The sequence below is a fragment of the Pseudomonadota bacterium genome (assembly GCA_026388255.1).
Taxonomy (GTDB): domain Bacteria; phylum Desulfobacterota; class Syntrophorhabdia; order Syntrophorhabdales; family Syntrophorhabdaceae; genus JAPLKB01.
In genome coordinates this window covers 18,343-38,557 of record JAPLKC010000118.1, presented here as the reverse complement: position 1 = coordinate 38,557, position 20,215 = coordinate 18,343, and the positions used below count along the sequence as shown (strand labels likewise).

16 protein-coding genes and 1 pseudogene are annotated in these 20,215 nt (G+C 44.7%); all 17 read left to right on the top strand.

What is annotated here, in order from left to right:
• The coding region (locus NT178_16980) for a hypothetical protein (protein ID MCX5814216.1) at positions 1-204 on the top strand (204 nt) is incomplete at its 5' end.
• Positions 167-1,258 (top strand): glycosyltransferase, encoded by a 1,092-nt coding sequence (locus NT178_16975; protein ID MCX5814215.1) that lies wholly within the window; start codon positions 167-169, stop codon positions 1,256-1,258. The genes NT178_16980 and NT178_16975, both read left to right, overlap by 38 nt.
• Positions 1,259-1,312: 54 nt before the next feature.
• Positions 1,313-2,350, top strand: coding sequence for a hypothetical protein (locus tag NT178_16970; protein ID MCX5814214.1), 1,038 nt, complete (start codon positions 1,313-1,315; stop codon positions 2,348-2,350).
• Positions 2,341-3,819, top strand: a complete 1,479-nt coding sequence (locus NT178_16965) for a DUF362 domain-containing protein (GenBank protein ID MCX5814213.1) — start codon at positions 2,341-2,343, stop codon at positions 3,817-3,819. Before NT178_16970 ends, NT178_16965 begins: the two co-directional genes overlap by 10 nt.
• A 29-nt stretch (positions 3,820-3,848) precedes the next feature.
• Entirely contained in the window at positions 3,849-4,961 is a 1,113-nt protein-coding gene (locus NT178_16960) for a glycosyltransferase family 4 protein (protein ID MCX5814212.1), read from the top strand.
• 18 nt (positions 4,962-4,979) lie between these two features.
• Positions 4,980-6,914 (top strand): asparagine synthase (glutamine-hydrolyzing), encoded by a 1,935-nt coding sequence (asnB, locus tag NT178_16955; GenBank protein MCX5814211.1) that lies wholly within the window; start codon positions 4,980-4,982, stop codon positions 6,912-6,914.
• The gene (locus NT178_16950) at positions 6,871-8,187 is read left to right on the top strand and encodes a hypothetical protein (protein ID MCX5814210.1); all 1,317 of its coding nucleotides are present in this window, start codon (positions 6,871-6,873) and stop codon (positions 8,185-8,187) included. The genes asnB and NT178_16950 overlap by 44 nt, the downstream gene beginning before the upstream one ends.
• A 35-nt stretch (positions 8,188-8,222) precedes the next feature.
• Positions 8,223-10,442, top strand: a complete 2,220-nt coding sequence (locus tag NT178_16945) for a bi-domain-containing oxidoreductase (GenBank protein ID MCX5814209.1) — start codon at positions 8,223-8,225, stop codon at positions 10,440-10,442.
• An 85-nt stretch (positions 10,443-10,527) separates the two neighbouring features.
• Positions 10,528-11,709 (top strand): delta-aminolevulinic acid dehydratase, encoded by a 1,182-nt coding sequence (locus NT178_16940; protein ID MCX5814208.1) that lies wholly within the window; start codon positions 10,528-10,530, stop codon positions 11,707-11,709.
• Entirely contained in the window at positions 11,706-12,902 is a 1,197-nt protein-coding gene (gene wecB, locus NT178_16935) for a UDP-N-acetylglucosamine 2-epimerase (non-hydrolyzing) (GenBank protein ID MCX5814207.1), read from the top strand. Before NT178_16940 ends, wecB begins: the two co-directional genes overlap by 4 nt.
• Positions 12,899-13,909 carry a DUF354 domain-containing protein gene (locus NT178_16930; protein MCX5814206.1) on the top strand — a complete coding sequence of 337 codons (1,011 nt, stop codon included), beginning with the start codon at positions 12,899-12,901 and terminating at the stop codon, positions 13,907-13,909. Before wecB ends, NT178_16930 begins: the two co-directional genes overlap by 4 nt.
• Positions 13,909-15,474, top strand: a complete 1,566-nt coding sequence (locus NT178_16925) for a sugar transferase (protein ID MCX5814205.1) — start codon at positions 13,909-13,911, stop codon at positions 15,472-15,474. Before NT178_16930 ends, NT178_16925 begins: the two co-directional genes overlap by 1 nt.
• Positions 15,475-15,539: 65 nt before the next feature.
• A pseudogene (locus tag NT178_16920) lies at positions 15,540-16,698 on the top strand (DegT/DnrJ/EryC1/StrS family aminotransferase).
• Positions 16,691-17,662 carry a Gfo/Idh/MocA family oxidoreductase gene (locus NT178_16915; GenBank protein MCX5814204.1) on the top strand — a complete coding sequence of 324 codons (972 nt, stop codon included), beginning with the start codon at positions 16,691-16,693 and terminating at the stop codon, positions 17,660-17,662. Before NT178_16920 ends, NT178_16915 begins: the two are co-directional and overlap by 8 nt.
• Complete coding sequence (locus NT178_16910; GenBank protein ID MCX5814203.1) at positions 17,659-18,255, top strand: DapH/DapD/GlmU-related protein; 597 nt, start codon at positions 17,659-17,661, stop codon at positions 18,253-18,255. Before NT178_16915 ends, NT178_16910 begins: the two co-directional genes overlap by 4 nt.
• On the top strand, positions 18,256-19,257 hold the full coding sequence (locus NT178_16905; GenBank protein MCX5814202.1) for a galactokinase: 1,002 nt from the start codon (positions 18,256-18,258) through the stop codon (positions 19,255-19,257).
• On the top strand, positions 19,257-20,156 hold the full coding sequence (locus NT178_16900; GenBank protein MCX5814201.1) for an SDR family NAD(P)-dependent oxidoreductase: 900 nt from the start codon (positions 19,257-19,259) through the stop codon (positions 20,154-20,156). The genes NT178_16905 and NT178_16900 overlap by 1 nt, the downstream gene beginning before the upstream one ends.
• Positions 20,157-20,215 lie beyond the last annotated feature (59 nt).

The following is a 20,215-nucleotide window of genomic DNA, read 5'->3' as shown; positions in this document are numbered from 1 at the left end:
TTGGGCATGGGTGTTACATTTGAGGAAATTTTCCACTTTTTTCGAGATAGAGGGTTTGTGCTAAACAATATCAAGACCACTAATGATCTGGGGAATAATCAATTCGTTTTTGCCCGAGACTCGGATGTAGGAGAAATTATGCTTAAGACGTGGCACAGGGGGGTTGGTGCGAAGAAAAAATCACAGGGTTCTTTTTCTGGCTGATTGCCTTGGTAACGGTGGCGCAGAACGGCAATTAGCTCTACTGATAAAATATTTGCCAGCAGATTGGGAGCGACAAGTCTGGAGCCTCGATGATGATTCATTTGCGGATATCATTCGTAATACGGGCGTGGTCGTTAGCGTAACAAAACGTTTTTCACGCTTTGATGTAAGTCCTGCAATTGCTTTATGGAAGACCATAAAATCTTGGCGGCCGGATGTGGTCCATTCCTGGGGCTGGATGGCTACAGCGGCAGCGGGGCCCATTTGCAGAATTAAGAAAATACCATTGATCGACGGTACAATCAGAAGCGGCATGGTGCCCCCCCGCCGTGGCCTCGCAAATCGCTGGAGTATGAAATGGGCTGCGCTGGTTGTAGCTAACAGTCAGGCCGGTTTTCGGGCGTGGGGTATTCCTACGGAAAAAGGCCGCGTGATATACAATGGCTTTGACTCTGAACGTATCGAGTCATGCAAGGAGATCCTAAGCATACGGGAAAATGTTGTCAAGGTTGTAATGACCGGTAGGATGGTGGCGGCAGACAAGGACTTTGCCACTTTTCTTGATGCAGCCAGATTAATCGTGAATTCATCTAATCACAGATGGCAGTTTATTGCTGTGGGAAACGGAGCAGACCGGCAAAGACTGATAGACTCTAATGGTGACTTAATTGCCGATTGTAAGGTAGTGTTTATCGATGGAAAAACCGATGTATTGCCTGTTCTTCGCAGTGCCCATATTGGTGTCCTCGTTTCTCATCAGAAGATCGAAGAAGGGTGCTCGAACTCGATTATGGAGTATATGGCATGCGGCCTGCCAGTGATCTGTGGGGAAAGCGGCGGCAACCGTGAGGTAGTGATTGACGGGGTCACCGGTTTTATAATACCGCCAGGAAATCCACAAGCACTTGCGGAAAAGTTATTGCTCCTTAGGAGGGACGCGGCCTTGGCGCAGCTTATGGGTGCGGCTGGGCGAGAACGGATATTACGCGATTTTAGCGTCGAAAAAATGGTCAACAGTTATGTTGACATTTATAACTTTGTACGACGGCAATAAGGAATTACCCCACAGCAGAAACGTTTAGTTAGTTTTACTCAGGAGGATGAAAGAATGAGCTTTCAGGGCATAAATGAGTTGATCCTGCTGGTTGATTATAGAAATTTCTTTCATATGTCTGTTCGCTATAAAGGCGCCAGCGTGGACATCGAATTAGTAAAAAGATATTTCAACAGCAACGGGTGGAATTTAATCATCAGGAAATACCCCGAGATTGATTTTAGGAGCGAAAACTATAACGATAGGTTGATTTTATATTCGTCATCGGAAGACAGGGATTTGTTTTATAAAAGTTATATCGAAGATGTGCTGTTGGGCCTTAAAATTCAGGGCGCCATCCTGATTCCGGAGTTTCATTTCTTCAGGGCCCATCATAATAAAGTGTTTATGGAAATTTTGCGGGATCTCAGCCATCTCCGGGAAATTCAGAATATAACATCGAAAGGCTATGGCACATATGAAGATTATGCAAACGATTTATCACAATTTCCATCGGAGCTCGTTCTAAAGCCGTCTGCAGGGTGTGGCAGCGGCGGCGTTCGATTGTTGAGGGATGCAACATCAAAGAAAAAATACGTTAAAAGATTGAGCCAGTCTCTTCACTTAATGGACGCAATCAAGAACATTGTCAAATTCTATGTCCGCCAGCCCTATTGCAGAAGATCGAATAACCGAAGAAAATTTGTTGTTCAAAATTTTATTTCTGATCTTCAAAACGACTATAAAATACTAATATATGGTGATAAATTCTATGTTTTGTACCGCCGAAACCGCAAAAACGATTTCAGGGCCAGCGGGAGTGGGTTATTAGAATATCGGGAAAATTTGCCTGATGGTATATTGGATTTTGCTGAGCGGGTTTTTAACAGTTTTGTAACCCCATATCTCTCTCTGGACGTTGGATTCAATGGGCGAGAATATTTTCTAATTGAGTTTCAGTTCCTACAATTTGGAAACTATACTCTCGAAAAGTCTCCGTTTTACTTCGTTAAAGAAGGTGGTCGCTGGAATAAGATTCAGGAGAAATCAATTCTTGAAGAAGAATTTGTCAGAAGCATCATTCGCTACTTAAGTCATTTGAAATGCAAGTAAGTATCGTTAAAACTGTTGTGCACTACCCGCCGCCGCCGTTTCATCCATCCAGCGCATACCCCGAATACCCCTATTCAGGGGACGCCATAGCACCGGAAGAAAATCCAGTCTATGAGGCTGTTCGAAGCGCATTGTATTTAGCGGGTCTGGATAGAGAGAATTACGGCACTCCCTATTGGAATCCATTTGGCCAATTCATCAAAGAAGGGAGTCGCATTGTCATCAAACCGAACTTCGTACACCATTACAATGAATTATGCGATGAACGGTCCTATTTTGATGCCCTGGTGACCCATGCGTCAATCATTCGACCGCTTATTGATTATGTCCTTCTTGCCGCGCGTGGAAAATTCACATTGACCATTGCCGATCTACCCATCCAATCGGCTGATTTCTCCATCATCAGTAAAAAAACGGGGCTCAGCCAGGTTATCGAATTTGTTCGTGATAAAACGGGCAGGCGCGGCGAGATCGAACTTATGGACCTGCGTGACTACCAGATGTTGATCGATTCGACGGGGGCAATACGAGGTAGAATAGACCAACCCGGCGATCCTTTGGGGTTTGTCATGGTGGATTTGGGACAATATAGCAACCTCTTGCCCCTGGAGAAATACACACACCTGTTCCGTTCCGCAGATTATAAAGGAGATATCACGGTGCAAAGGCATTCCAATGGCGTGCACCAGTACATTATATCCCGCACGATTTTGAAATCTGATTTTTTGATTAATGTCCCCAAGCTGAAGGTGCATAAAAAGACAGGTGTTACGTTAAGCTTAAAAAATATGGTCGGCACCATCGGCGACAAATCCTGCCTGCCGCACTACCGCGAAGGGGGTCCGGATTCAGGCGGCGACGAGTACCCTGTTTTTTCGGCGATTAACGCATTGCGCGGACGGTGTGACTTTGCTCTACGGTGCTTAGGAACGATACCCTGGCGGCTAATTCGTCCAGTAGGACGCGTGCTGGTGAGACTGAATCGAATGGTTCATCAGGATCAACCGTTAATCAATGCGACCGGCGGCAACTGGTACGGTAATGATACTATTTGGCGTATGGTGCATGATATCAATTGCATTATCTTTCATTCCGATTGTGACGGAATCCTTTATGACGACGTCCGGAGGAACTATTTAACGGTGGTCGATGGCATCATTGGAGGCGAGGGCGAAGGGCCGCTCAAGCCTCGTCCGGTGGCGGCCGGGGTGATCGTGGCCGGTGTTGATCCGTTGTCCGTGGATATTTGCTGCACGCAACTCATGGGACTGGATTGGCGTAAGATCCCACTATACGCCAAATACAACGCAGGCCAGCGTTACACGTTTACCAGGTTCAATGGCGATCCGGAACGGATTGACGTTGTGATGTCAGAAAACAGTGCCATCGTGAAACGGCATCTGGATCAGGTGAATCCCATAAAGAATTTTGAGCCGGCTTCCGGGTGGAAAGGGCATATTGAGCGGTAGGCGGGCACCTATAAGGCAAATGTTACATTATGCCTGAAAATCGTCTTCGCATTCTGATGCTTGTTCCCCATCAAGGCATTAAAGGTCCAACCCCCAAGCATACCCCGCTGCTCGTTTCGGCGCTTCGGAAGCACGGTTGTGATGTCGTTACGCACGGTTGGGGTAGACAACAAGACAAAGAAACGGTGCAACAGAAGGTTGCAGGAAGAATAAGAGATATTGCAAATATCAGGAAAGTTTTGTCAAAAGAACGACCTGATCTCTTGGTTGCAAAAACGGCGCACGACTGGGCTACATTAAGCAGGGATATTCCACTGGTACTTGCTTCCCGCCACCTGTGCCGCACAGTTGTCCTGCAAATGCATGGCAGCCAACCTGACCGTTTAGTTTCTCCAGGCAATTTACTGTTCAAGATGGTTACGAAATGGTTGATGCGTTTAAGCGATGCAACCTTGGTGCTTTCCACCCAAGAGCAACGCCAGTGGCAGCGTTTCTATCCGACAGGCAATTTTTATGTTGTTAGTAATCCTTTCGTACCGCCAGCGGCTGAAGCAAGTGAGGCTTTTGATCTACCATGGAATATCCCGCCGGGGAAACCGGTTATGTTGTTTGCAGGGCGTTTGATACGAGAGAAAGGCATTTTTGAATTATTGGAAGCTACGGCCAACGTAAAGGCGCAAATACCCTGCCATTTGATTATGGCTGGAGATGGACCTTGTGATCGGCAGGTTCAACAACGAATCGCTGAGCTGGACTTGAAAGACTGTGTGACGCTGGCGGGTTATCTTACTGCGGACCAAATGCCAAGCGCCTACCGCCAAGCTAATATTTTTGTTTTACCTACTTATAGTGAGGGTTTTCCAACTGTGATTACCGAAGCCATGAACGCCGGATTACCTGTCATAACAACACCTATCCGAGGCATGGCAGATCATCTCGAGGACGGCACTCACGCTATCTTTGTGCCCCCCATGAATCCCCCTGCCGTAGCCGATGCCATACTGCGTTTATTGGTTGATAAACCTTTATGCGAAAAAATGGGACTGGCTAACCGTGAAAAAGTTTTAGAGTTTTCTCCCGACCGTGTCGGCAGGCAATATCTGGATGTGCTTGAAAACGTGGTAGGAAGGTTATCGAGGTGAGGAACATGGAGAAAAATAATGTGTGGTATAGTCGGCTATATTAGCCAAAACGACAAGCCGATAGACAAGCATGTATTTGAGAAAATGACCGAGTCGCTCGATCATCGGGGGCCGGATGGCAGCGGTATAAAATATTTTTTCGGTAGTCCTTTCTTGTCGTTGGGTCACAAAAGGCTGTCAATCATTGATCTTACGCCGGCAGGTCATCAACCAATGTCCAATGAAGATGGATCAATATGGATTGTTTACAATGGGGAGATCTATAATTATCAAAATATAAAGTTTCTTCTGGAGTCCAGAGGACATGTCTTTCTGTCTCATACCGATACGGAAGTAATTATTCATGCCTATGAGGAATGGGGAACTGAATGCGTCCACAAATTTAACGGCATGTTTGCTTTCGCCCTGTGGGATAATAACAAAAAGCTTCTCTGGCTGATTCGGGACAGATTGGGGATTAAGCCTCTCTACTATGCCTTAATCAAGGAGGGATTGATCTTTGCCTCTGAAATCAAGGCATTGCTGGTAAGTGGCTTGGTTGATGTTGCTCCGGATTTTGTATCGCTTATAACTCCGACGCGCTATCAAATATCACCTTTTACAGGCTTCAAAAATATTTCCAAGCTCCCGCCGGCTCATGAACTCATTTATCATAATGGGAATAGTTCTATTCGTCCCTATTGGTCAATCGACGTTTCAGAAGATATCTATAATGAATCTGCGGCACAAGAAGAGTTAGAAGCGCTCTTGGATGATGCCGTAAAGCTGCAAATGATCGCTGATGTCCCTATCGGTTGTTTCTTGAGCGGCGGCATTGATTCTTCTATCATTACTGCCCTCATGACAAAACACACAAGTCAACCGATCAATACGTTTACGATCAAGTTTTCAGACGAGGATCAAAGATTCGAGCAGATGCCCCGTGACGATTTCTATGCGCGCCAGGTTTCCGGTCTTTTTTATACAAATCACAAGGAATTCGAAATCAAACCGGATATCACATCTTTGTTACCCAAACTTATTTATCATCTGGACGAACCATTGACCGATCCCGCCGCCATCAATACCTATATGATCTCAAAAGCGGCGCAAGCTACCGGGGTGACCGTGCTGCTGAATGGGATGGGCGGCGATGAGATATTTGGCGGCTATCGCAAGCAGTTGGCTTGCATGCTTGCCGATGATTATCAAAAGTGCATGCCAGGTTTTCTCCGTCATTGGGCTGCGGTGATGATAGAGAATGTACCAACGGCTACGTCGAAGAGGGCCTTCAAGACGGTTCGCTGGGTCAAACGTTTCCTATCCTTTGCTTCGAAGCCAAGATATGAGCGCTACTTAACTTCAGATCTATCCCTCAGACCGGATGATTTTCAGCAGATCTATAATAAGGACATCAAATATGACCAGACCTACTTCTATCAATACCAGAAGAAGTATTTCAATAACAAGTTTTCTTATCTGACACAAATGTGCCTGAATGATACTTCAGTATTTTTACCTGAACATAATTTGCTTTATTCTGACAAGGCATGTATGGCGGCCAGTGTGGAAGGTAGACCACCATTGACCGATCACCGCATTGTGGAGTTCATGTTCAAGGTGGCACCATCCCTGCGAATAAAATGGTTTACCCAGAAATATCTCCTAAAGAAAGTTTCGGAAAAGTACTTGCCAAGATCCATTGTGTATCGTCCGAAAGCGCCCTTCGGTGCCCCGTTACGTTCCTGGATTAGAAGAGATTTAAAAGGAATGGTGGACGATCTGCTGACACCCTCAAATTTGAAAAGACGAGGGTTATATAATGCGGACTATGTGGCAAAAATCATTAAGCAGGACCGAGAAGGCAAGGAGGATCATTCCATTTTGATCTGGCAACTCCTTACGTCTGAAATATGGTTCAGGACTTTTTTTGATCAGCCGCTGGAAATATGCAGCAACTCACACAGAAACTGAAAACTGGCCAGATGCAGATCATTGTGAAAATATGCCGATAAAATTAAAAACATTCTGGACGTATTTGAAATTCGCCCTCATTTTAGTGATAATGTTGAATATCGGCCTTTACTTTTATGAGGATGTATACTTCAGCGCATTGAATCGCATTCTATTCTCAAACAAACCACAATCATTGACAAATGATCAAAAAGCACTGATTGCAAATGAATGGATTTATAAAAATCTACAGCAGATTCGCTACGAAAAATATCGGTTCCCAAAAGGTCAATTGCTTTATTTGTATTACCGTTTATCACCCACACTTGCCAGTATTTCAGGATTTATGACCGCTCAGTACGGGACATCACCCCACACGGGACCATGCGGCAGCCTCTCGCGGGTGTTAAAAATTATCCTCGATAGGGAAGGTATCAGTACCCGCCGTTTCTTAATCAGCGATAATGAAGATATATTAAAACCAACGAATGCCGGCCACACGATGCTGGAAGTGCAGATGAGCAACGGGCGGTATGCAGTATTTGACCCCACGCACAATCTCTTCTGGCAAAAAAAAGATGGCTTTTTTGCAACCAAAGAGGAATTACACCAGGATCAGACCTTATTCGAAAACGGATTACATCGAGTTGGTCTTGATTTGTCTTCATATCCTTATCACTTTGAATCCAGCTACTACATGCGATGGGAAAGGCTGCCGTTTGGAGTTTATATTGCATTGTTTCTCCGGGATATACTACATGTTAATATAAATAATTTTCCAGGATTTCAGATTTATGATCGTGCCAACCTATTTTTGGCTTTCATTTGTAGTTTGTTTCTGTGTATCATTTTTTTATATGAAAACATTAAACAAAGATTTGTTAATGGGGTCAGGTGGATGAATGGTTTGGCTGCATTTGAGATTACTTTTATTGCTTGCATCATTCCAGCCTTCTTCAGTTTTCAATTATCAATAAATGAACATTTTAGGATATCGTACTTGATTTTAGGGAACATGTTGCCTGGTATGATTATATCAGTCCTTTCTTTTGTTCTGATATTCAAGAAGACAGCGCGATTTCTTCTTCTTCTTCTTCTTCTTCTTCTTCTTCTTCTTCTGTTTTTTTCTTTGAATCTTTTTGTTTATCTTCTCACTGATTCTCATCTCGTCGTGATTCTGGCAGGTAATCTCCCCACTTTATTTTTATTACTATATTTACGTTATCTGAAGCAAACGTCCAGCGCAATGGGCAGAGTCATCTCTTTACCGTCCACCAAAGGTAAAATATCATAATGCACCAGCTAACCCAAAAACTAAAATCCGGGCAGATGCAGATCACTGAAGTACCATTGCCGAATCTGCAACAGGGGATGCTGTTGGTGCGGAATTTATACTCCGTGATTTCTGCAGGAACAGAGAGTGGTACAGTAAAGGCGGCCAGGAAGGGCTATCTCGGCAAGGCGTTGGAAAAGCCGCAGCAGGTAAGGCAGGTGCTCGACACGCTCAAAGCACAGGGGCCACTACAGACTTATCGAGCGGTGATGAAGAAGCTCGATGCCTGGTCACCCTTGGGGTACTCTTGCGTCGGTGAAGTGGTTGATGTTGCCCACGATGTGAACGAGTTTAAGGTCGGGGATTTAGTAGGGTGTGGTGGTGCAACCGCATCCCATGCAGAGGTGGTGGTGGTGCCAAAAAATCTTTGCGTGGAAATACTACAAGGTTCAAGGTTCAAGGTTCAAGGTTCAAAGGATATAAATGAACATCTAAAGATGGCGGCATACAACACGTTGGGGGCGATCGCGATGCAGGGTGTTCGGCAGGCGGATCTGCGACTTGGGGAAACCTGTGCGGTTATCGGGTTGGGGTTGCTCGGTCAATTGACAGCTACCCTGCTGACTGCTTCTGGTGTCAAGGTGGTTGGGATAGACATTGATCGGAATGCAGTTGATTTTTCTATTCAGCATGGATTCCATAATGTATTCAATCATGGTAATGCCGGGATTGAGAATAAAATTAATGAACTCACTTATGGAATAGGGTGTGATGCAGCGATAATCACCGCAGCTTCGGAATCACTCGATCCAATAAATTTCGCAGGCGCAATCTCTCGCAAAAGAGGCACGATAGTTATTGTCGGAGCAGTTCCTACTGGCTTTGATCGGGATCCTCACTTTTATAAAAAGGAGCTTACGGTAAGAATGTCCTGCTCTTATGGCCCGGGGCGTTATGATTCTGAATACGAAGAAAAGGGGCATGATTATCCTGTAGGTCATGTTCGTTGGACTGAAAAAAGGAACATGCAGGCTTTTCAGGATCTTCTGGTTTCTGGCAAAATGGATATTTCTCATCTCACGACCCACGTTTTTAAGCTTGAAGATGCACCGAAAGCTTACGACATGATTCTCCAAAAGTCTGAACCATATGTAGGGATCCTTATCGAATACGACCGTAATAAAGAGTTGAATCAGTTCAAGGTTCAAGGTTCAAGGTTCAAGGTTCAAGGTTCTGTCAACTCAACCCATCGCCCATCACCTGTTTCAATTGGTTTCATTGGTGCTGGTTCTTATGCACAAAGCCACTTATTGCCGAATATCCCGAAAAGTTCCGATATCAGTTTAAAGGGCGTTATGACTTCTTCACCGATAAGTTCGCGCTCTGCCATGGACCGCTTTGGCTTTCAATTTTGTACAAGTTGCGAGGACGATATTTTTTCCAGTGATGAGATTAATACGGTATTCATTGCCGCCCGCCATAATTCGCACGCTGACTATGTAATTAAGGCGCTCAAAGCCGGCAAACATGTCTTCGTCGAAAAGCCCCTCTGCATCACTGAAGACGAACTATATGCTATAGTTGAAGAAGTTCGGAAGTTCGGAAGTTCGGAAGTTAAGCAGAACCCCATCCTCCCATCCTCCCACCTCCGCACCTCCGCACCTCCGGTGCTCATGGTTGGCTTCAACCGGCGTTTTTCACCATTGACGGGGATTATACGGGAGAAACTGGGAGCTGGCACTATGTCCATGATCTATAGAGTTAACGCTGGGTTTATCCCTAATGATTCATGGTCTCAAGACAGAGAAATTGGCGGAGGTCGCATTTTGGGTGAAGTTTGTCATTTTGTTGATTATCTGACTTATTGTAATGGTTCGTTGCCAAAATCAGTGTATGCTGTTGCTATAGATGATGCCTATCACAATCATGATACTCTAACAGTATCGCTAAAATACGAAAACGGGTCGATTGGCAGTATAGAATATTTTGCGAATGGTTCTAAATCGCTCGCTAAAGAATACATAGAGATTTACAAGCAAGGCACGGTCGCAGTTTTAAATGATTTTCGAGAGCTAACTATTTATGAAAAAGGCAAACCATTTAAGAAGAAGCTTCTTTCCCAGGATAAGGGGCAAAAGATGGAAGTCAATGTGTTTCTGGATGCAGTGCAAAAAGGGTATACGATGCCAATTCCCATCTCGGAAATCTTCAGCACCACGGAGGTGACATTTAAGATCCTGGAATCCCTGCGAACCAGGCAGGTGGTTGCCCTATAATGCTTACCTCTCAGAACTTCATCTCAATCACTTGATCAATTATTTGGAAGATCTAACTCCGGAAAACAAAAGTAGTGAGGGGTAGATGGTTTCTTCAAAAACAATGCAAAATGTTAGAGAAATCAGCGATAAGTTATATTCATGGATGTCTGTGCAGGAATTCAAGGGATGGGACCCTTTCGACGCCCTCAATAGCCCCTTGTTACAGGGAGCAATTTGCATTAACCGCTGGGCCGGGGTGGCAGCCTTGCAGCTTGTAAAGCGAAGCCCAATAAACCTGCGCCACGTGCTGCTCGTTCCGAAGACCATCAATGCCAAAGGAATCGGATTGGTCCTGATGGCACTGACCTTTCGGTATCGTCTGAATCATCAGGAGGATGACAAGCAACGTGCGTTTCAATTAGCTAGGTGGCTCAAGGAACATCAATCAAAAGGTCACAGCGGTGCTTGCTGGGGTTATCCTTTTGAATGGCCTAACCGAGCGTTTTATGCTCCAAAAGGTACACCAACTATTGTAAATACCTCTTTCATAGCTGACGCATTGCTGGACCTCTATGAGTTGTCCGGCGATGAACAATGGCTGACTTTGGCTCTATCTTCCTGTGAGTTCCTTGTGAAAGACCTTAAACGAACAGATAGGGATGGAACATTCTGCTTCTCTTACACCCCTATCGACAACTCGTGTGTACACAACGCAAACCTTCTCGGTGCCTCGTTACTGGCGCGCGCGGGGAATTTAAGTGGCAACTCTGACTTCATTGATTTGGCCATGAAAAGTGCTGCATATAGCATGAACTCACAAAGGCCCGATGGCAGTTGGCCATATGGCGAGGCAACTAATCAAGCATGGATTGATAGTTTTCACACAGGCTACAACATATTGGCTCTCAAAAGTATTTACGAATATTCTGGAGATGAAACAGCAAGAGAGTCGTGTAAGAAAGGTTACAAATACTATCTTAGAAATTTCTTTTTGCCTGATGGAACTATAAAATTCTATCATAATAGGATTGAACCCTTAGACGCACATGCGTTCGCTCACGCAATCATCTGTTTGACCGAAATGGCAGATGTTTTTCAAACGCCCCCCGAGCTTGTCGAAAAGGTTTTAGACCGTATGGTTGAACTTTTCTGGTCAGGAAAAGGCTACTTTTACTGGCAGATTAAGAATGGTATCCTCTATAAGTTGGCCTGCATGCGCTGGGTTGAATCATGGGCTTTGTTGGCCTTAACACAATACCTCCAGTATAAGGAAGTCAAAAAATGAAACTATTAATAGTAGCTGGTGCTCGTCCTAACTTCATGAAAATAGCACCGATCATCCGTGCACTGAAGCGGCAAGATGCTGTTCAAGGTTCAAGGTTCAAGGTTCAAGGTTCGGTAGAGGAAGAGGAGAATCTTTCTCACCCCTCACCCCTCACCCCTCACCCCTCACCCCTTACCTGGAAACTCATTCACACCGGTCAGCACTACGACCAAGATATGTCGCAAGTCTTTTTTGACGAGTTGGAGATTCCAACACCGGATTATGATTTGAATGCAGGATCGGGCACCCATGCTGAGCAAACGGCAAAGATTATGGTTGCGTTCGAGAAAGTTTGCGCTGATGAGCGGCCTGATGTGGTGGTTGTGGTTGGAGACGTGAATTCAACATTGGCCTGTAGCATCGTTGCCAAGAAGTTCTGCATCAAGGTAGCTCATGTGGAGGCGGGCCTCCGCAGTGGCGACTGGACCATGCCCGAGGAGATAAACCGGGTCGTGACTGATTCTATTTCAGATTATCTCTTTGTTACGGAAAAGAACGGCCAGGAGAATTTGCTGAAGGAAGGAAAGCTGCCGGAGAGTATTTTTTTTGTGGGACATGTGATGGTGGATAATCTGCTGTACATGAAGGGTAAGTTGGACACCGGGAAGTTGGGAAGTTCAGAAGTTGGGAAGTTAAAGAAAACTCTCGGCAAGTATGTGTTTCTGACACTGCACCGCCCTTCCAATGTGGATGACCCCGAAACTTTTCGTGGAATTGTAGATGCTTTGAATGAAATTTCCAAAGACCTGCCCATCCTCTTCCCTGTTCATCCCCGCACCCGTCATCAGCTCAACCTTTTACCTTTTACCTTTCACCTTTCACCTTCGATCTGTCTCTTACCTCCTTTGTCTTTCATGGAATCTCTTTACCTCTGGAAAGATGCTGCACTTGTTCTCACTGATAGCGGCGGACTGCAGGAAGAGACGACCGCCCTTGGCATCCCCTGCTTTACCATCCGTGAAAATACAGAACGCCCCATCACTATCGAAGAAGGCACGAACACACTCGTTGGCTCTTCTAAGGACGGCATCTTGGCGGCATGGAGGAACTTCCAGGACGGAAATGTGAAAAAAGGCAAGGTGCCGGAACTTTGGGACGGCCACGCCTCTGAACGAATCGTTGAAATTCTTATCTCAAAAGGCAAGGCGAAATGAAAATTTGGATTGATCTTGCAAATTCGCCACAAGTACTTTTTTTCCGGCCACTTATACCTGAGTTTGAAAAATGTGGCCATGAGGTGGCAATAACGACAAGATCTTTTGCTCAGACGATTGACCTCGCCAATTTTTTTCGCATGAAGCATATTCCAATTGGTGAACATGGTGGTAAGAAATTAGGGAAAATAGGTCTTGCGGTGCTGAATCGTGCCTGGGGATTAGTCAAGTATGCAAAAGGTAGAAAGTTTGACCTTGCAATTAGTCACAACTCTTATGCACAAGCGTTGGCTGCGAAGATCATGGGGATTCCCCTTGTGACTTCAATGGATTATGAATATCAACCAGCCAATCACATCTGTTTCCGTTTTGCAAAAAAAGTGATCGTTCCGGAATTCTTTCCACTGCAAGATATTAAAAGGTATGGAGCATATAAAAAATACTTGCGTTATCATGGAACAAAAGAGGAAATCTATCTCTATGATTTTATACCGCAAAAGGATTATTTTGAATCCATAGGTGTTCCACGGGGTAAAATTGTTGCCGTTATGAGGCCTCCGGGATCATGGGGACTTTATCATCATTTTGAGAACCCACTCTTTGAAAAAGCGTTAGAACATGTTGCGAAAAAGCCTGATACCTATGTGATATTTCTACCAAGAGTTGAAGAACAAAAAGAGATTGCCAAACGTTTAGATTACCCAAACATTTTTGTACCGAACCATGCTTTGGACGGTCCCAACCTTTTGTATCATGCTGATTTTGTTGTGAGCGGCGGCGGAAGCATGAACAGGGAAGCGGCTGTCCTTGGAACGCCGACATACTCAATGTTCAAAGGAAGGTTGGCGGCTGTTGACAATTATCTTATCGAGCGGGGAAGGATGGTTCATATTGATTCCGAAAATGGAATAAACAATATCCACATCTCAAAAAAGGCAAATTCTCATAAAATGAAAAATCACAATAATCTTATAGATGAAGTGGTTGGATTGTTCTTGTCAAACTGATGCGCTCACCTTTTTCAATACATAAAACATTGCTTGCGGTTTTAGATATAACCATAACCGTTATTGGGTTTAGCTTCACCTTTTGGTACGTGTTTCCCTCGGGAATGTATTATAATTCGAGGCCCTACCCGGTCTATTTTATACCCTCCATCCTCACAATTGTAATTATTTTCTTAATTACTTTTCAGTTAAAAGGTCTATACAAGTATCAGGTTCTTACGGATTCGTTCGTACATATTCAAACAATCCTCAATTGCTATGTTTACAGTTTAGTAGTTTTTGTTCTTATGATCTTTTTTATGAAAACGGAATATATCGCAGATAGTAGGCTTACTATAGGTTTGGGATTTCTTTTTTCTTTTATACTAATGATAATATCACGGGTAATAATTCTGCCGAGGATATTTTGTTTGTTTGTAAGAAAAGGGATTATCAATAAAAAGGCTTTGATAGTTGGTGCGGGAATACACGGTAGAGATATATGCAATTGCTTAGATAATAATCCTGAAAGTTATTTTGAAATTGTTGGCTTTGTTGATGACAACACCAAACATGCTGGAACGCATTTTTGTGGTAAAGAGGTCCTGGGTACCAGCCACAATATTGCAAAGTTAGTCAAGACGTTTAATGTTAAAGAAATAATAATAGCAATAAGCAATATTGAAAAAGAGAAACTGCTGGATATCATCGATCGCTGCAAAACGGCCGGCGTTGTGATACATGTCATTTCTGAACTATTTTTAAAAGTCTATGAGAAGTTACAGGTGGAGGAATTTGGAGGTCTTATAACATACCGGATTGTTCCCGGACAGAATGGTGTGGTACGAAGTGCGGCAAAGCGCATTATTGATGTAGCCGGTTCAGGCTTTCTGCTAATGCTGTCAACCCCTTTATTTTTGATTATTGCTCTGGCTGTTAAAAGGGATTCACATGGGCCGACCTTTTATAGAAGCGAAGTGGTAGGGCGAGGCGGCCGAACGTTTTTAACGTATAAATTCAGGACCATGATTGATAAACATGCAGTACGGGACCTCGACCGTCAGAGATATAATGAAGGAAGAAAAAAACACACAGAGTTTATGAAAAACTTCATCCAGGGTAAAGTTCAGAATGAGTACTATTTAAACGATGAATCGCGGATTACCAGAGTGGGGCGATTTTTGCGTAAATATTCGTTTGATGAATTACCTCAATTGATAAATGTGTTTAAAGGGGAAATGAGCCTTGTAGGGCCTAGGTTTTGCTCACCCGAGGAATATTCATTCTATAAGCCCTGGCATAAACAACGTTTTGCGGTTAAGCCTGGAATAACGGGTGTGTGGCAGGTTTTTGCGAGAAGCGCTGTCAGCTATGACGATATGGTAATGCTTGACCTTTACTACATCCAAAACAAATCACTTCTTTTTGATCTTGAAATTCTATTGAGAACGGTATCGGTTGTTCTGTTTGGCAGGGGCAGCAGGATAATAGATAAGCAAGAAGATATCAGAATGAAGGTGAGCGGTAAAGGTAAAAGGACAAAGGATAAAGGGGCAAGGAGAAAGGCGGGTAGCCGCAGGTTTTAACCTGCGTACGAATTACAGATTTTGGAACGGTGGAAAGTATAAATAACATGGCAAGGGAGATAAGGATGCAGGTACCTTTTGTTGATCTGAAGATTCAGTATAGAAATATTAAGGCGGAAGTTGATGAGGCGGTGCATGGTGTTTTAGACAGCGCTATGTTTATTATGGGACCCCCATGTAAAGGCTTTTGAAGAGGGGTTTGCAAAACTACATGGCGCAAAATATTGTATCGGGACAAGCTCCGGAACTGATTCGCTGCACCTGGCGCTATGGGCATTAGGTGTGGGTCACGGAGATCGAGTCATTGTTCCGGTCAATACCTTCATCGCTACTTCAGAGGCCGTCTCGTTGTGCGGCGCCACACCGGTCTTTGTTGACTGCGACGAATATTTTAATATAGATGTCTCAAAAGTAAGAGAGATCCTTGAATCACGATTCACGATTCACGATTCACGATTCACGGCTTTAATTCCCGTCCATCTCTATGGTCAACCAGCCGATATGATTAATATTATTTATTTAGCTAAAGAAAATAATCTAAAAGTTATAGAAGATGCCTGTCAGGCACATTTGGCAGCATGGCAAATGGCAAATGGCAAATGGCAAATGGCAGGGGCCGCAGGTGATGCCGGGGCTTTCAGCTTCTTTCCGGGGAAGAATCTTGGGGCATATGGGGAAGCAGGGGCAACCGTAACAAACGATGATGAGCTTTACGCTAAGATGGTCCAAATTCATGATCACGGCTCGGCGAGACGTTACGTTCACGATACAGTTGGCCATAACTACAGAATGGAAGCGATACAGGGAGCAGTGCTAAGTATAAAGTTGAAATACATTGAAGCATGGACGAAATTGCGGCAGGGACATGCAGCTTTGTATGATGAATTGCTTAAAGATGTTGACGAAATCATAACCCCGAGAGTTAAGGAAGGCAGGACTCACTCGTACCATTTATACGTTGTCCGGTGTAAACGTCGTGATGAACTGAAAGAGTTTCTGGAACAACAAGGTGTTGCTGTTGGATTGCATTATCCCATACCCTTGCATCTTCAGAGGGCGTATTCGCATCTTGGTTATCATAAGGGTGATTTTCCGGTGGCCGAAAAATTGGCAGGCGAAATCCTATCTTTGCCAATGTTTCCGGAACTTACGGAAGAGCAGATACAATATGTAACAAAAAAAATTAATGATTTCTATGCCTTAAAAGGGAATAGTCATGTTTAATATTTCGATATTGGGGCTTGGCTGGTGGGGTTCAAAATTACTTCGCAATTTTCATAACCATACTCAAATTGCTCAAGTAATCGGCGTAGACCATTCTCAGGCATGCAGAGAGGAAATTTTTAAAACATTCTCCGTGAAATGTTTCGCAGGTTACGATAAAGTTATTGCTGATAAAAATATTACCGCAGTTGTTGTGGCAACTCCTCCTCCAACACACTTTGAGTTAGCAAAGCAATCCTTACTTTCGGGGAAGGATGTGTTGCTAACTAAACCGCCAACACAGACTATCGGGGAACTGGAAGAACTTACAGAAATTGCTCAAGCAGGGAATAGAATTTTCATGATGGATTCTACCTTCGTGTACAGTGATCCTGTGCGAAAGGTAAAGACACTCCTTGATGGGGGCCTTTTCGACAATATAAGATTTGTGCAGTCCTTGCGGTACGGAAACGATCTTCGGATGCACCATATAAGCCGTCTGAAAAACACTATGCTTAAGAACGATGTAAATGTAGTCGACGACCTTTTCTTTCATGACATGGCTATTCTCAATTACTTGTTTCCTGATGAGGAATTCAAACCTATTTCTGTTCACCATGCTAATATGCTTTCCGATGATTTGTGCGATACCGCATTTATTAGGCTTGATACCAAACGATTTCCAGTCCATGTAGGGTTAAGTTGGACATTGCCTGAAAGACGGCGCGAACTGTTGATTGCTGATGGTGAAAAGCAATTGATTTATGATGATCTGAAACAGGAAAACAAATTAGAGTTGTTTTGGATAGAAGAAAAAAAACAGGAATTTATCGATCACGGAAATGGAGAGCCTCTTTTTATGGTTGCTGATCATTTTGTCAAATGTGTTGAAAAACGGCAGCAGCCATTCACTGACGGACAATATATGCTCAAAGTCATGAAAAGTCTCAATGCAGTCCAGGATTTATCCCGAGGGGTTCGGTGAGTCACTCTGACGCTTCAACTTCAGTTTATATCCATCCTCTTGCTATTGTCGAAACAAACCGAGTGGGGGCAGGAACACGCATCTGGGGTTGGTCCCATGTTCAAGAAGATGTTGTCATTGGAGAGGGCTGCAATATTGGAGAACATTGCTTTATAGAAAATGGCGTCGAAATAGGGAATAGAGTTGTCGTCAAGAATGGCATATCTCTGTGGAATGGAATCAGCGTCGCCGATGATGCTTTCCTCGGTCCTCAAGCTGTATTCACCAATGAAAGGTTTCCTCGTTCAGGTTTTCCGAAACAATACGAGCCAATTATTATTGAGCGCGGAGCCAGTATTGGGGCTGGCGCTGTAATTGTACCCGGGGTTAAAATCGGTGCCTATGCTACGGTGGGTGCCGGAGCAGTTGTGACAAAAAATGTGTTAAACCATACACTTGTAATTGGAAATCCGGCAAGATGGCAGGCTTGGATGTGTGTCTGCGGGTTGAAGTTGCCGGGCAGTGATGGTTCAATTAGTATGGTGACCTGTACATGCAGGCGCATGTATTCTATTTCCAAAACAGAATGTAAATTAATGCAGAAAGGTGCTTAAATGATTATTACAAGAACACCATTCCGCTTTACTTTGGGTGGAGGCGGGACGGATATACCGTCTTATTATTCCAAATACGGTGGTTTTATATTTGCAGCAGCCATCAATAAATACATGTACATCAATCTTAATCGTCCCATCGTTGATGATATGGTGCGGGTCAAATATTCGAAGTCTGAAACAGTGGAGCATCGGGAAGATCTGCAACATGATATCGCCAAAGAAGCCCTGCGCATGATGGATATAGAGAATGCTATTGAGATTATTTCCATTGCCGATGTGCCTTCGGGAACCGGCTTGGGTTCATCGAGTTGTTACGCTGTAGGATTGCTGAAGGCCCTTCAATCGATGAAACGTCAATATATATCACTTCAAGAACTGGCGGAGCAGTCCTGTGATCTGGAAATTAACCGTTTAGGGAGACCGATCGGCAAACAGGATCAATACATGGCCGCCTTTGGGGGCCTGACGGTGCTGGAGATTAGCAAAGACGGGGTAGTGACGGTGCGTGCCGCTAATGTGACCGATAGCATCCTGGATGAGTTGAATCGCAGCATCCTCATGTTTTACACGGGGACCTCCCGGAGCGCGGATACAATTCTTTCCGAACAGGGCCGGGGAGCCACGGAGGAAAAGAAGAATGTGGTGGAAAGCATGCACTACATCAAGGAATTGGGTTACAAGATCCTGGATGCCGTGGAGAGCGGTAATATCTCCGATGTAGGGCTGCTGTTTGATCAGCATTGGCTGTACAAGAAACGAATATCTACGAAGATGTCCAACAGGCGGTTTGATGAAATTTACGACATTGCCAAGCAAAACGGTGCCTTGGGCGGGAAAATTTCCGGTGCGGGAGGCGGTGGGTTCTTTGTGTTTTATGTGGAAAAGCATCAGACCAAATTCCGGGAGAAGATGAAGGAATTGGGCCTCCGGGAAATGCGTTATCGCTTTGATTTCGAGGGGACGAAAGTCCTGATGAACATTATGGAAGGTGTGAGGTAGTGCATAAATCAGCCATCATTTTTGGAGGTTCCGGGGGGATCGGTCGGGTTGTGGCCTATTTCCTTGTTTCTTCCGGCTACGGCGTGACTATTGCCTCCCGGACGCTGACGCAGGTTGAATGCACGGTGCAGGAATTGACCTGCGTGACACCTGCGTTGGTTGAACAGAGCGGCGCGGATGATGCAAGGCATACATTGGGGGATACGGCTCTGCCTAATGTCCGTGGGCAGGTTGCTGATGTGACTTCTTTTGAAAGCGTGACGGGGGTGATCGAGAAACATGAACAATACTTCGGCGGCCTCGATGTTATCGTCAACGCTGCCGCCCTGCAAGGGCCGATCGGACCTCTTTGGAAAAACGATCCTCACAAATGGTTCGAAGCCACCACCACCAATCTAACCGGTGTTTTTCACGTATGCCATGCAGGGCTTAGCCAGATGCTCAAGGCGCAGCGGGGCGTGATCATTATTTTTTCCGGAGGCGGGGCTGCGTATGCACGCCCTAATTTTTCTGCCTACGGGGCAAGTAAAACCGGTGTGCTGAGGCTGGTGGAGACGATTCATGAAGAATTGAGAAATGCTTGCCCGGGGAAGATTCAGGTCTATGCGGTGGCACCGGGGGCAGTGCGGACACGTATGACCGAAGAAGTGCTTGCCTGTCAGGATGCGGCAGGGGAAAGGGCCTATGCGGAAGCCGTTGCAACCGATGTTGAGGGCGGCACCCCTCCGGAAAAAGTGGCGGAATTGTGCCTTTATTTGGCAGAGCAACGGCCCGTATGCCTTTCGGGACGGCTGATTCACGTCAACGAACCATATAGGGAATATGTGATTCATTTTGAAGGGAAAGACCTTAGCGATGCCGGTATGTTGAGACGGCAGCCGTATAAGTCATCAGAATGATTAGGACACTATCGTTATTTACTAAGATTGACATGTTGCCACATAACTTTTTTGGGATG